The sequence below is a fragment of the Phenylobacterium sp. RIFCSPHIGHO2_01_FULL_69_31 genome (genome assembly GCF_001824475.1).
GTDB lineage: Bacteria > Pseudomonadota > Alphaproteobacteria > Caulobacterales > Caulobacteraceae > Phenylobacterium.
This window is the reverse complement of record NZ_MHXN01000016.1, coordinates 63,143-75,844: the sequence shown is the minus strand read 5'-3', so window position 1 is coordinate 75,844 and position 12,702 is coordinate 63,143. Positions and strand designations below refer to the sequence as shown.

The following is a 12,702-nucleotide window of genomic DNA, read 5'->3' as shown; positions in this document are numbered from 1 at the left end:
AACGCCCCACCCCCACGGTTGGCCCAGACGACGCCCCTTATAGCCTATTCGCGCCGCCGCTTTGTGAAGCTTGCACGTTGCGGCATCCTCGCTCCTTCGCCACAGGAGAACCAATGGCCAGCTTCATCGCCGCCGCCGGGGTCGACCTCGACCTTCTGGACCTCGGGCCGTTGGCCGCCAGCGCGCCGTCCGGCGCCGGCCCCGACAGCGCGGCGTTCGTCGTCGGCGGGCTGTCGATCCAGCTTTCGGGCTCGGGGTTCCAGTTCGCGGCGTCCGGCCCGCCCACCGCCGGCGTGATCACCGGCATCGCCGTCAGCATCGGCGGCGCGCCGGCCTACCAGATCTCGGGCCTGTCGCTGCCCGCGGCCAGCTTCCGCGCCTGGGTGGTCGCCGGCGACAATGCGGCGACCAAGGCGGGGATCTTCGGCGACTCGGACATGATCGCGGGCTCGGGCGTCGCCGACCGCCTGGGCGGCTACGCTGGCGCGGACACGATCAACGCGGGGTCCGGCGACGACTTCCTGTCCGAGGTGTCGGGCTCCAACTACCTGCGCGGCGACGCCGGCAACGACAGCATCCAGGGCGGCAGCGACTTTGACGACACCAACGGCAACATGGGCAACGATGTCCTGAGCGGCGGCCTGGGCGGCGACTGGGTCGTGGGCGGCAAGGACGACGACCTGCTCTACGGCGGCGAGGGCGGCGACCTCGTCTACGGCAACCTCGGCGCCGACACCTGCGACGGCGGAGAGGGCGACGATGTGGTCCGCGGGGGTCAGGGCGCCGACACCTTGAGCGGCGGCGGCGGCGCCGACTTCGTCTCGGGCGACCGCGGCGACGACACTATGACCGGCGGCCTCGGCGCCGACCGTTTCCATTCCTCCGCCGACGCGGGCGCCGACCGGGTGCTGGACTTCAGCGTCGCCCAGGGCGACCGCGTCCAGCTCGACCCCGGGACGGCCTATTCGGTGAGCCAGGTGGGCGCCGACACGGTCATCACCCTCAGCGCCGGCCAGGTCGTCCTCGTCGGCGTGACGATGTCCACCCTGCCCGCGGGCAGTATCTTCCTCGCCTAGAGCGCAATCCGCCGAAGTGGAAGCCGGTTCGGCGATCAGATTGCGCTCAAAATCAAAGAGATAGAGCCTTCCTCGGGGAAGGCTCTAGCGGTCCAGCCCGTAGCGGTACAGCAGCCGCACGCCCACGTCGCCGACGCCCGGGTTGTAGTCGCCCGCCAGCTTGGCGTGGCTGAGGTGGATCCACGACAGCTCCACCGACAGGCGCCGGGTCGCCTTCCAGCCCACCGACAGCTCCGGCTCGAACAGCACGCGCGAGCCCAGGTCCAGCTTGGTCTGGAAATCGCGCAGCCGCTTCAGCCGCTCCTCGGGCGTGAGGCCCGGCGCGTCGGGCGAGGGCAGGTTCACCCGTCCGTCGTGGATGGCCAGGCCGATCCCCGGCTGGACGTAGACCCGCTCCGACAGGTTGAAGCGCCACGCCAGGCCGGCCGCCGCATAGTTGGTCCCGCCCGCGGTGTTCACCCCGGCCAGAAGGTGCACCCGCGGCCTGCCCAGGAACTTCAGCTCGTCCAGCGCCGTGGTCCGCACGCCCCCGACGATCTGCGCCCCATCCTCGAACTTTCCGTAGGAGATGCCGTCGTCCACGTCGTGCGCATAGGCGCCCAGGAACACCTCCCCGGCCCGCGCCGCGCTCGCGCCCACCGTCGCGGCGCAGACCAGCGCCATCAGCAGGGTGCGCGACATGGGCTAGAACTCGTCCTCGATCGCCGAGCGGAAGTTTTCGAACACCTCGGCCATCCGCGGCCCCGGCTCCACGGCGGACGCCTGCGCCTCTGTTGCGGTGGGCCCGGCTGCCAGCCGGCCCACCACCGCCCCGTGCTGCACCAGCAACAGCTCCTCGCCTTCGCTCAAGCCCGTCAGCAGGGCGGCGATCTTCGGCGGCAGGTCGTCGAGGTCCAGGCGGGGCATGGGCGATCCTAGACCGCATCGCGGGGCGCAGGTAAACCGCCGCCCGAGGAGAAAACATGGCTTATCGGTCGCTGCGCGAATTCCTGGCCAAGCTTGAAGCCGCGGGCGAGCTGGTCCGGGTCACCGAGCCGGTCTCCTCAGTCCTCGAGATGACCGAGATTCAGCGCCGGTTGCTGGCCACCGGCGGGCCGGCCGTTCTGTTCGAGAACGTGGCCCGCGCCGACGGCGAGCGCTCGACCATGCCATGCCTCGTCAACCTGTTCGGCACGGTCAAGCGGGTGGCCATGGGCGTCACCCTGGACGGCGTGGAGCGCACCACCGCCGCTGAGCTGCGCAGCGTGGGCGAACTCCTGGCCTTCCTGCGCCAGCCCGAGCCGCCCCGCGGCCTCAAGGACGCCTGGGACATGCTGCCCCTGGCCAGGACCGTGATGGGCATGCGCCCCCAGGTCCGGAAGAGTGGCCCGGTGCAGGAGGTGGTGCTGAAGGGCGACCAGATCGACCTCACCAAGCTGCCGATCCAGACCTGCTGGCCGGGTGAGCCGGCGCCGCTGATCACCTGGCCGCTGGTGGTCACCAAGGGCCCGTCCGACGCCCGCGAGGACGACTACAACCTCGGCATCTACCGCATGCAGGTGCTGGGCAAGGACCGGACCATCATGCGCTGGCTGGCCCACCGCGGCGGCGCCCAGCACCACCGCCGCTGGAAGGCGCAAGGCAAGCGCGAGCCCCTGCCCGCCTGCGCCGTCATCGGCGCCGACCCCGGCACGATCCTGGCCGCGGTGACCCCGGTGCCGGACACCCTGTCGGAGTACCAGTTCGCCGGCCTGCTGCGCGGCGCCAAGCTGGACCTCGTGCCCGCCAAGACCGTGCCCCTGATGGTGCCGGCCCACGCCGAGATCGTGCTGGAGGGCTACGTCCACCTCGACGACTACGCCGACGAGGGCCCCTACGGCGACCACACCGGCTACTACAACAGCGTCGAGAAGTTCCCGGTCTTCCAGGTCACCGCCGTGACCATGCGCAAGGACCCGATCTACCTCACCACCTTCACCGGCCGGCCGCCGGACGAGCCCTCGGTGCTGGGCGAGGCGCTGAACGAGGTCTTCATCCCGCTCCTCCAGCAGCAGTTCCCCGAGATCGTCGACTTCTGGCTGCCGCCCGAGGGCTGCAGCTACCGCATCGCCGTGGTCTCGATGAAGAAGGGATACCCCGGCCACGCCAAGCGAGTGATGCTGGGCGTCTGGAGCTACCTTCGCCAGTTCATGTACACCAAGTGGGTCATCGTCGTGGACGACGACATCGACGCCCGCGACTGGAAGGACGTCATGTGGGCCATCTCCACCCGCATGGACCCGGCCCGCGACATCACCGTGGTCGAGAACACCCCCATCGACTACCTCGACTTCGCCTCGCCCGAGAGCGGCCTGGGGTCCAAGATCGGCCTCGACGCCACGAACAAATGGCCGCCCGAAACCCACCGCGAATGGGGCGAAAAGCTGGGCATGGACGCCGAGACGGTGGCCAAGGTCACGGAGAAGTGGGCGAAGCTGGGCTTGCCGGGCGACGGCCGGCCGGTGGATTAAGGCAGCCGCATGGACCCCGCCGCCTCCGCCCACGCCGCCGCCCTGTGGGCCGGCCTCTGCCTCATCCTCCTGCTGGTGCTCTCGGTCCTCGTGACCCGCCAGCGGCGCAAGCACCACGTGGAGATCGGCGACGGCGGCGTGCCGGCCCTGAAACAGGCCATCCGCGCCTTCGGCAACGCCACCGAATACATCCCCGCCGCCCTGGCCGGCCTCGGCCTGCTCGCGCTGGTGGGCGCCCCAGCCCTGCTGATCCATCCCATCGGCCTGACCCTCTTCGCGGGCCGCGTGCTGCACGCCGTGGGCCTCTCGCGCTCCACCGGCACCTCCTGGCCCCGCGCCGCCGGCGTCCTCGCCACCTGGATCAGCTACATCGCCACCGCCGCCGCCCTCCTGTTCTACGCCATCCCGTAAGCGCCTCCTCTCCCCCCGCGAAGCGGAGAGGGAGAGGGTAGGGAGAGGGCGGCTCCGACTTTCCACTTGCACCGAAGTTCCTCAAATGTTCACGTCACTACCGTGGGCAAGGTCCGAACCCTCCATCGCGTCGCGACCATCGAGCGAGCGCGTGAGCTCCGCCGGAACGACACCGACGCCGAAGCCCGCCTCTGGAACGCGCTCCGCGCCCGTCGCCTTGGGGGCTGGCGCTGGAAGCGGCAGGCGCCGTGGGGGCCCTACTTTCTGGATTTTCTCTCTATCGAAGCGCGGCTCGTCGTCGAGGTCGACGGCTCCCAGCACGCTGGGCAGGTGGACTACGATGCGCGGCGGACCCGCTACATCGAACGTTCCGGCCTGCGGGTGCTCAGGTTCTGGAACCACGAGGTGCTGACCAACCGCGACGGTGTCTGCGTGACGATCCTGGCCGCATGCGGCGGCGAACGAGAGGATTCTGGCTGGACCACGGCGTAATACCGGTGGCCCAGCCGCCCTCTCCCTACCCTCTCCCTCTCCGCGTCGCGGGGGGAGAGGAGGCGCATGCGGCGACGCACCGCTTGTCCCAGCCCCCCCGCTCGGCCATATCCCGTCGATGGACGAAACCCTGCTGAACGACGTCGTCGCCGCCGCGCTGAGGGCCGGGGCCGACGCCGCCGAAGCCGTCGGCGCCGAGCGCCGCAGCCTCTCGATCACCGTGCGCACCGGCGAACTGGAAGAGGTCGAGCGCGAGGAGTCGCGCGACCTGGGCCTGCGCGTCTTCGTGGGCAAGCGGCAGGCCACCGTCTCCGGCTCCGACATCTCGCCCGAGGCGCGGGCCAAGCTGGTGGAGCGCGCCGTGGCCATGGCCCGCCTCGCGCCCGAGGATCCCTACGCCGGCCTCGCCGACCCCGCGCACCTGGCCCGCGGTCCCCGCCCCGACCTCGACCTCTTCGACCCGGCCGAGCCCACGCCCGAAAGCCTGGAGGAGCGCGCCCGCATCGCCGAGGCCGCCGCCCGCGCGGTGCCCCGCGTCACCAACTCCGACGGCGGCAGCGGCTCCTGGTCCGCCTCGCAGTGGACCATGGTCACCAGCGGCGGCTTCACCGGCGTGCACCGCGCCTCGGGCTTCCACATCGGCGCCTCGGCCATCGCCGGCGACGGCGAGACCATGGAGACCGGGTACGACGGCCGCTCCACCCGCTGGCAGTCCGACCTGCCCAGCCCCGAGGCCCTCGGCGCCGAGGCCGGCCGCCGCGCCGCCCAGCGCCTGGGCGCCCGCAAGATCGCCTCCACCACCGCCCCGGTGATCTTCGAGAACCGCCTGGCCGGCTCGCTGATGAGCCCGCTGATCGGCGCCATCTCCGGCCCGTCCATCGCCCGCGGCACCTCGTTCCTGAAGGACAAGCTGGGCGAGCAGATCTTCGCCAAGGGCGTCCACATCGTCGACGACCCGCACCGCCCCCGCGGTCTGGGCTCCTCGCCCTTCGACGACGAGGGCGTGGCGAACGAGAAGCGCCACCTGATCGACGACGGCGTCCTGACCACCTGGCTGCTGAACTCGGCCTCGGCGCGCCAGCTCGGCCTCACCACCACCGGTCACGCCTCGCGCGGCCTCGCCGGCCCGCCCGGCGTCTCCACGTCCAACCTCACCTTCCAGCCGGGCGAGAAGGACCAGGCGGAGCTGATGCGCGACGCCGGCGCCGGCCTGCTGATCACCTCCATGTTCGGGCCCTCGCTGAACGGCAACACCGGCGACTGGTCGGTGGGCTGCTCGGGCTTCTGGTTCGAGAACGGCGTGATCGCCTACCCGGTCAACGAGATCACCGTGGCGGGCAACCTGCTCGACATCTTCGGCCGCATCGTGCCGGGCTCCGACCTGGAGATCCGCGGCTCGGCCAACGCCCCCTCGCTGCTGGTGGATGCGCTCGCCATCGCGGGCCGATGACCGACGACCTCAGCCTGATCCTGGATGCGGCCCGGGAGGCGGGAGACCTCGCCCGCACCCTCCGCCGCCAGGGCCTGGCCATCGAATATAAGGAAGACGACGGCACGCCCGTCACCAACGCCGACCTCGCCGCCGACCGCCTGCTGACCACGCGCCTGCGCGCCGCCCGCCCGGACTACGGCTGGCTCTCCGAGGAGACCGCCGACGACCGCGAGCGCCTCAATCGCCGCCGGATCTTCGTGGTCGACCCCATCGACGGCACCCGCGCCTTCCTGAAGGACCGGCCCTGGTGGTCGGTGGCCATCGCCGTGGTGGAGGACGGCCTGCCGGTGGCGGGCGTGGTCTATGCGCCGGAGATGGACGAGACCTATGCGGCGATTGCGGGGACGGGCGCCACGCTCAACGGCGCCCCGATCCGCCCCAGCGCCGCCGCGGCCCTTGAGGACTGCGGCATGGTCGGCGATCCCGTCGTCTTCGCCCACTGGTCCTGGCCCACCGCCTGGCCCTCGATGCGCGTCGAGCAGCGCAACTCCACGGCCTACCGCATGTGCCTGGTGGCGGCCGGCGAGTTCGACGCCGCCGTGGCGCCGGTCCGCAAGGCCGACTGGGACGTGGCCGCCGGCGACCTCATCGCCCGCGAGGCCGGCTGCTTCGTGGGCGACCACACGGGCGAAGGTTTCCGCTATAACCGCGCCAGACCGTCACAGGCGAGCCTGATCTGCTGCACCCAGGCCCTGGCCCCATTGATTCTGGAGCGGGTTGGGCATATCGGCGCGCGTAATTGACTTCACGCGAAAAGAAATCCTCAAGAACCGATCATGCCCGACAAACAACTTCTCCACCTCGTCATCGGCGGCGAACTGAAGTCCCTCGAAGGGGCGCCAGAGTTCAAGGATCTGACCAAGATCGACCTGGTCGGCGCCTTCCCGACCTATCAGGACGCCCGTAGAGCCTGGCTCGCCAAGGCCCAGCAGACCGTCGACAACGCCCTGATGCGCTACTTCATCATCCACGCGCACAAGCTCCTCACCCCCGGCGCCGACGACGACCACGAACACTAGAATTGCTCCCCGTCGGGGGAGCTGTCGGCGAACGCCGACGGAGGGGGCTTCCGCTCAGAACGTGACGCTGCCGCGCGCTCGCGCAGCAGGTTGCCAGTGAGCCGTCTGAGTGGAAGCCCCCTCCGGCGCTCCGCGCCACCTCCCCCTGTGGGGGAGGAATGCTACTCCCGCCGCAGCACGCGCTCGGTCAGCAGGTTGCCCCACATGTTGGTGCGGAAGTCGGCCTTCATACCGGCCGGGTCGTACATCGGGCTCTCGACCCATTCGAGGAAGCTCATCCCCGCCGGCTCGCCCTCGGTGAGGTAGCGGGCGAAGGTATAGTCCAGCACCCCGGTCTTGCCGTGCCGGATGTGCAGGTACTTGAGCGACAGCTGCTCCAGCGCCTCGCGGATCGTCTTCCCCTGCCGGAAGTGCATGTAGAACACGCTCATGATGCCGGCCCGGTCCGCCCCGGACTTGCAGTGCATCAGGGCGGGATACTCCAGCGTCTCGAACAGCCGCTTGGCCCCCAGCACCCGCTCCCGCGACGGGACTTCGCGGGACGTGATCGTGAAGTTCACGAAGTTCAGCCCGAGCCGCTCACAGGCGTCCTTCTCCAGGGCGTGGAAGCTGGCGTCGAACCCGCCGCGCAGGTTGACGATCGTCCGGATCCCCCGCGCCTTCCACTCGGCGATCTGGTGCGGCCACGGCTGGTTCGCCCGCACCAGCTCCTCGCTGATCCAGTGCGCGTTGGAAAATCCCAGCCGCAGATAGGCATGGTCGTTCCACAGATAGTCCAGGTACGTCTTCGCCCGCCCCACGGGGGTCGCAAGGTCGAAGCGGTCCTCGGCGCGCGCGTCCGTCATGCCGCCTAGGTAAGGCCACCCGCCACCCCGCGAAAGCCCCCGCGACAGCGCAGGCTGAAGGTCAAACCGCGGGAGGCCGCAACCAGCTCGCTCGGTGCATCAGAAGCTCGAGGTGCGCTCGCTGCTGGAGCTTGTGCCTTGAACCGCGGGATTGGTCCGTCGTCGGCGACGGTTAGGCCCCCGGCGGCGGCCCCTCGCCAATCCGCCCGGCAGAACACGCCGAAGACGCTCAAGACAGGGCGGCGCGGTAGCGGCCCGGCGTCAGCCCCACCTGCCGCAGGAAGACGCGGTTCAGATGGCTCTGGTCTGAAAAGCCGGCCGCATACGCCACATCGGCCAGCGCGCGCCCCTCGGCCAGCAGCCGGCGGGCCAGCCTGATCCGGAGCTGCGTCTGGTACGCATGGGGCGTGATCCCCAGTTCGCGCACGAAGGTCCGCAGCAACTGGAAGGCGCTCAGGCCTTCGAGGTGCGCGAGGTCTTCGAGGCTCACCGCGGCCGCCGGATCGTCCCTCAGGCGGGCAATGGCGCGCGCGAGCTTGCCGCCGCCTACCCCTGCCGGCCTCTCGCCCGCAGCGGCGTAGCGCGCGGCCAGAAGCGCAAGCGTCTGCACCAGGGCTTCCTCGACGGCCAGAGCGTCGGACTCTGTCGCCGCCTTCGCCGTGTGGAGCAGGTTAAGCACCGCATGGCGCAGCTTATGATCGCGGATCACCGGCTGCGTGATCTCGGCGTCCGCGCCCAGCTGGGGCCCGGCAACGGACGGGTTGAGGTAGATCATTCGCCAGGCGCGGGGCGCGCCCGAGGCAGGCACGCCATCATGCATCTCGCCGGGATTGGTCGTGATGACGTCGCCGGCGCCCGCTTCCACCGCGCCGCGCCCGCTCCACGACCGCTGCGCCCCCGAGATGACGACGCCCAGGCCGAACTGATCGTGGGCATGCCGCGGGAACGCCCGCGCCGACACCAGGTCCACCACCTCGACGCCGTTGAGCCGCGCCGGATGGATCACCGCAGAATGGACGTCCTCCTTGGGCATGGCGTGCGCTACCGGACCAATCGCTCCACGGCGACCATGTTCACGATCTTGCCGTCCCGAACTTCATACACCGTAACCTCATCAGCGGTGCGCCCGTCCGCAAGCCCCGTAACGCGATCGTAGGAGACGACCTTGTCGCCCAGCACAACGAGGTGGAGGATTTCGACCTTCAGGTTCGGGTTCGCAGCGAACGACTTCTGATAGGCGTCCCGATACCGCTGTACGCCTTCGCCCCGGAATTCGGCGGGAAAGCGGTACTTGCGGATCTCGGGCGCGTAGAAGGCCACGAACCCATCCACGTCGTGACGGTTCGCGGCGTCGGCATAGGCTCGGACAACCGCTTCCGGAGAGCTTTCGGCGGGTTGGGCCTGGACGTGCATCGCAAGGCACGCTGCGGCGACGGCGATGAGTGGGGTGCGAAGCAAGGCGGCTTTCCTCAGGCTCTGGAGAGGTCTTCGGTAACTGCGGGGCGGGCCAGGACGACGGACGCCTGCGCTTGGCGCGCGGGCACGGTCCAATAGGCGGCGAGGAGGCTGGCGGCTTCCGGGGCGGCGGCGCGGACGAAGCCATGGCGCGCGTAGAACCCGATCGCCCAGTCCGCCGCGGCCCACGTTCCGACCAGCAGCGGCTTGCGGGCGCTCTCGCAGAGGCGCTCGATCAGTCGGCGCCCGACGCCGCGCCCCTGCTCGGCGGGCCGGACGTAGGCATGTCGGATCAGGACGACCTCGCCCCGGTCCTGGGAGCCCATCACCCCGCACAGGCGGTCCCCGGCCCAGACGCCGCAGAATTCGACGCCCTTGGCGATCTCTCCGTCGAGCTCCTCGGGGCGCATATAGGGCCAGCGCCAGCAGTCGTCGGGGATCACGCCCTCGTACTTGCGCGCGGCCGAGTTGATGACCTCAAGCATCTCCGGCCGGTCGCTGGGGGCGCAGTTTCGCAGGGTCTGCATGGAGGGGTCTCTGTTGTCGCAGACCCTACAATCCGGGACCGGCGCCATCTCCGTCTTGGACGATTTTGCGCGCGCGGCTGCGAGCCGGACAATCCGCAAGAAGAGTCACCCGGAAAGACTATGTCAGCAAGAATTGCAGTTCTTCTTGCGCTGCGATTTCCGTTGGACACAAAAGCTGAAATACCATCCTAGAACTTACGTCGAAACAATATCTCCGATATCGCAACATTTATTGATCAAATGAGATCATATTGTGCTATATACATTTCAGGGAGTGGGTTTGATCCCCCTCCAGGATTCCAAAAAATGAACAAGAACCTATTGGTCGCCGGCATCGCCGCCGCGGCCCTCATTCCTTCCTTCGCGTTCGCCCAGCAAAGCTGCGAGCAGCGGCGCTCCCAGCAGGCGGTCGGCACGATCGCCGGCGCCGGTATCGGCGCCCTGCTCGGCAGCGCCATCGCCGGAAAGGGCGACCGCACGGCGGGCGCTGTCGTCGGCGGCCTCGGCGGCGGCCTCATCGGCAACCAGGTCTCCAAGCCCGGCGCCGATTGCGCGCACGCCTACGGCTACTACGACAACGGCGGCGCTTGGCACGCCAGCACCGTCAGCCCGCAGAAAGCGCGCGGCTACTACGACCGTGAGGGCCAGTGGGTCGATGGCGCGCCGAACGGTCACTACGACAGTTCGGGCCGCTGGACCGTGGCGGGCAGCGACAGCTCGGCCGCCGGCTATACCGACAGCCGCGGACGCTGGATTCCCGCGTCGGCCAACGGCTACTACGCGGATGACGGCCGCTGGGTCGCGGGCGCCGCCAGCGGGCGCTACGACACCCGCGGACGCTGGATCCCCGGCCCCGCGACCGGCAGCTACGACGTCAACGGCCGCTGGATCGCCGGCCGCGCTCCGCGCCCCTCGGACGTGCAGCCCGGCTATTACGAAAACGGCCAATGGCGTCGCGGCGAGGTCACGGGCTACTACGACGCTCGCGGCCGGTGGATCATGGTCGAGGCGCCGTATCGCGGCGGCGGCCGGGCGAACGCCCCGGCCGACATTCCGGGCCGTCAGGCCTGGCTGGACGAGCGGATCCGCCGCGGCCTGAACGACGGCTCCCTGTCCCGCTTCGAGGGCGACCGGGCCCTGCGCAGCCTGGCGGCGATCGGCCGCGAGGAACGCAGCCTGCGCCGTCGCGGCGGAGAGCTCCGGCCCCGCGATCAGCGGATGATCATGGCCAAGCTGGACACCCTGTCCGACGACGTCCGCGACATGCGCCGCGGCCCCGTCCGCCAGTACTGAGACCGTAAGGCTTACGACAGCAGCCCCGCGCCGCTCGACGGCGCGGGGATCTTCCCGGACGCCCGCAGGGCGGGCCCGGAACGCGTTGGAATGCGAGAATCCGAGGCGCTGCCCCCCAGAGCCCCGCGGATCACCACGAAAGCCTCGACCCCATGACCTTCTCCAAGGACCTCACGGCGCTGATTCCGCAGATGCGAGCCTTCGCCCGCGGCCTGTGCCGCGACATGACGGCGGCGGAAGACCTTGCCCAGGACGGCCTGCTCAGGGCCTGGACGGCGCAGGCCAGCTATCGGCCCGGCACGAACCTCAAGGCTTGGGTGCTCACCATCATGCGCAACCAGTTCTATTCGGAGCGCCGCGTCGCCTGGCGCAATGTCGCCCTCGACCAGCGGATGGCCGAGGAGTCACTGGTCGCGATCTCCAATCCCAGTGCGACCCTCGAGTTGGACGAGTTGCGGCGCGCGATGCTGCTGCTGCCCGACGAGCAGCGTGAGGCCGTCATCCTGGTCGGGGCGGCGGGCTGCTCCTACGAGGAAGCCAGCGTGATGTGTGATTGTCCCGTGGGTACGGTGAAGAGCCGGGCGAGCCGAGGTCGCCGCCAACTCGGCCGGATCTTGGCCGGCGTCGTCGTGCCGAAGGACGCGCTGCGGCCCAGCTCGGCCATGGCCGACATCCTGGCGCAATGCGAACGCGCCGGCGCTCTGCCGCTGGCCGCCTGACGTCGAGGTCCGCCTTCGCCTCTGCGCGGCCGGGCTTCCCCAGAACAGATTTGACTCGTCGCGCTGTCTATGTTCTCTTTTTGTTCATGTCCGACGGGATCGACATGGGCGAGCGGCACGGCCGCGTGCTGGCGGAGCTGGCCGAGGTCGGGATGACCATGGTGCGCCGGCTGAGCGAGGCCATGTTGCAGGCCCGCGATCCTCAGACCCAGGCGCAGCTCGGCCTTGCCTTCCATCGCGCGTCGCGCGCCGTGCGCCAGACCCTGGCGCTGGAGTTCCGGCTGGCGCAGGAGGCGCGCCGACTGGAGCGTGACCGCGCCCCCGTCGCCACCGCGCCGCCCTCCCCGACCCGAGCGCCCGCCCCGCCGCGCCCGCCCTCCGAACGGATCGGCTGGGACGAGTACGAGTCCAGCGACGCCGACGACACACTGGACGAGCTCGACGGCCTGCTGCAGGCCGAGCACCCGGACCTGGAAGCCGTCCACGCGGCGGTCGAGACCTGCATCGCCGGCATCCGCCACGACCTCGACATCGAGCCCCCCGTCGCCCCCATCTCCTCGCCCGCAGGGGGAGGGGGACCGGCCGAAGGACGGTGGAGGGGGAACAACCCGGCCCCGGCGCTGCCGGCCGCCCGCCGATCCGCGCTCCTGGGCGCCGCCGCGCTCCCGCGACCGCCACTCACGCTGCCGCCATCGGCCTCGCCCCTCCACACTTGGCGAAGTTCTGCCTGATCGGCGCCCCCGCGCCTTCCTGACATCATCTTAAGACGCAGACGACGCAGAACGACCCGGGGGCAGGCAGCCTTCCCCGGCGCCTTCTGCGTGTTCTGCGTTTTCTGCGGGTTCCCTCCCGCGCTTGACTTGCGCGCCGCAACGTCGGACCCC

General features: G+C 70.1%; 16 protein-coding genes. 10 read left to right on the top strand and 6 right to left on the bottom strand.

From position 1 onward, the window contains the following. Nucleotides 1-113 precede the first annotated feature (113 nt). Complete coding sequence (locus tag A2790_RS11920; protein WP_293391701.1) at nucleotides 114-1,076, top strand: calcium-binding protein; 963 nt, start codon at nucleotides 114-116, stop codon at nucleotides 1,074-1,076. Nucleotides 1,077-1,160: 84 nt separating this feature from the next. Here A2790_RS11920 and A2790_RS11915 read toward each other — a convergent pair whose 3' ends face one another. Together A2790_RS11915 and A2790_RS11910 are read right to left on the bottom strand one after the other, a co-directional pair. Further along, nucleotides 1,161-1,757 (bottom strand): acyloxyacyl hydrolase, encoded by a 597-nt coding sequence (locus A2790_RS11915; protein WP_293391699.1) that lies wholly within the window; start codon nucleotides 1,755-1,757, stop codon nucleotides 1,161-1,163. Between the two features lie 3 nt (nucleotides 1,758-1,760). Further along, entirely contained in the window at nucleotides 1,761-1,982 is a 222-nt protein-coding gene (locus A2790_RS11910) for a hypothetical protein (RefSeq protein ID WP_293391696.1), read from the bottom strand. A 56-nt stretch (nucleotides 1,983-2,038) separates the two neighbouring features. On the opposite strand from A2790_RS11910, the gene A2790_RS11905 reads away from it, so the two are divergent. From A2790_RS11905 to A2790_RS11880, 6 genes are all read left to right on the top strand, one after another. Next, nucleotides 2,039-3,565: a UbiD family decarboxylase gene (locus tag A2790_RS11905; RefSeq protein WP_293391694.1), complete on the top strand. Its 1,527-nt coding sequence runs from the start codon at nucleotides 2,039-2,041 to the stop codon at nucleotides 3,563-3,565. 9 nt (nucleotides 3,566-3,574) lie between these two features. Then, the gene (locus A2790_RS11900; RefSeq protein ID WP_293391691.1) at nucleotides 3,575-3,976 is read left to right on the top strand and encodes an MAPEG family protein; all 402 of its coding nucleotides are present in this window, start codon (nucleotides 3,575-3,577) and stop codon (nucleotides 3,974-3,976) included. A 102-nt stretch (nucleotides 3,977-4,078) separates the two neighbouring features. Next, nucleotides 4,079-4,468 carry a DUF559 domain-containing protein gene (locus tag A2790_RS11895; RefSeq protein WP_293391688.1) on the top strand — a complete coding sequence of 130 codons (390 nt, stop codon included), beginning with the start codon at nucleotides 4,079-4,081 and terminating at the stop codon, nucleotides 4,466-4,468. A gap of 118 nt (nucleotides 4,469-4,586) precedes the next feature. Next, on the top strand, nucleotides 4,587-5,918 hold the full coding sequence (locus A2790_RS11890; RefSeq protein WP_293391685.1) for a TldD/PmbA family protein: 1,332 nt from the start codon (nucleotides 4,587-4,589) through the stop codon (nucleotides 5,916-5,918). Then, a complete protein-coding gene (locus A2790_RS11885) occupies nucleotides 5,915-6,703 on the top strand; it encodes a 3'(2'),5'-bisphosphate nucleotidase CysQ (protein WP_293391683.1) in 789 nt (262 codons plus the stop codon). Before A2790_RS11890 ends, A2790_RS11885 begins: the two co-directional genes overlap by 4 nt. A gap of 33 nt (nucleotides 6,704-6,736) precedes the next feature. Further along, nucleotides 6,737-6,979: a DUF4170 domain-containing protein gene (locus A2790_RS11880; protein ID WP_068875685.1), complete on the top strand. Its 243-nt coding sequence runs from the start codon at nucleotides 6,737-6,739 to the stop codon at nucleotides 6,977-6,979. Nucleotides 6,980-7,140: 161 nt separating this feature from the next. Here A2790_RS11880 and A2790_RS11875 read toward each other — a convergent pair whose 3' ends face one another. The 4 genes from A2790_RS11875 to A2790_RS11860 all read right to left on the bottom strand — a co-directional run bounded on the left by A2790_RS11875 (nucleotide 7,141) and on the right by A2790_RS11860 (nucleotide 9,806). Continuing rightward, on the bottom strand, nucleotides 7,141-7,824 hold the full coding sequence (locus tag A2790_RS11875) for a sulfur transferase domain-containing protein (protein ID WP_293391679.1): 684 nt from the start codon (nucleotides 7,822-7,824) through the stop codon (nucleotides 7,141-7,143). 229 nt (nucleotides 7,825-8,053) lie between these two features. Beyond that, entirely contained in the window at nucleotides 8,054-8,857 is an 804-nt protein-coding gene (locus A2790_RS11870; RefSeq protein WP_293391676.1) for an AraC family transcriptional regulator, read from the bottom strand. Between the two features lie 8 nt (nucleotides 8,858-8,865). After that, entirely contained in the window at nucleotides 8,866-9,282 is a 417-nt protein-coding gene (locus tag A2790_RS11865; RefSeq protein WP_293391673.1) for a nuclear transport factor 2 family protein, read from the bottom strand. 11 nt (nucleotides 9,283-9,293) lie between these two features. Further along, nucleotides 9,294-9,806: a GNAT family N-acetyltransferase gene (locus A2790_RS11860; protein ID WP_293391670.1), complete on the bottom strand. Its 513-nt coding sequence runs from the start codon at nucleotides 9,804-9,806 to the stop codon at nucleotides 9,294-9,296. A 306-nt stretch (nucleotides 9,807-10,112) separates the two neighbouring features. Between A2790_RS11860 and A2790_RS11855 the strand changes: the two genes are divergently transcribed. From A2790_RS11855 to A2790_RS11845, 3 genes are all read left to right on the top strand, one after another. Then, a complete protein-coding gene (locus tag A2790_RS11855) occupies nucleotides 10,113-11,099 on the top strand; it encodes a glycine zipper 2TM domain-containing protein (protein ID WP_293391668.1) in 987 nt (328 codons plus the stop codon). Nucleotides 11,100-11,251: 152 nt separating this feature from the next. Then, a complete protein-coding gene (locus A2790_RS11850) occupies nucleotides 11,252-11,818 on the top strand; it encodes a sigma-70 family RNA polymerase sigma factor (RefSeq protein WP_293391665.1) in 567 nt (188 codons plus the stop codon). A gap of 86 nt (nucleotides 11,819-11,904) precedes the next feature. Then, complete coding sequence (locus A2790_RS11845) at nucleotides 11,905-12,549, top strand: hypothetical protein (RefSeq protein ID WP_293391662.1); 645 nt, start codon at nucleotides 11,905-11,907, stop codon at nucleotides 12,547-12,549. The last annotated feature ends 153 nt before the right edge of the window (nucleotides 12,550-12,702 follow it).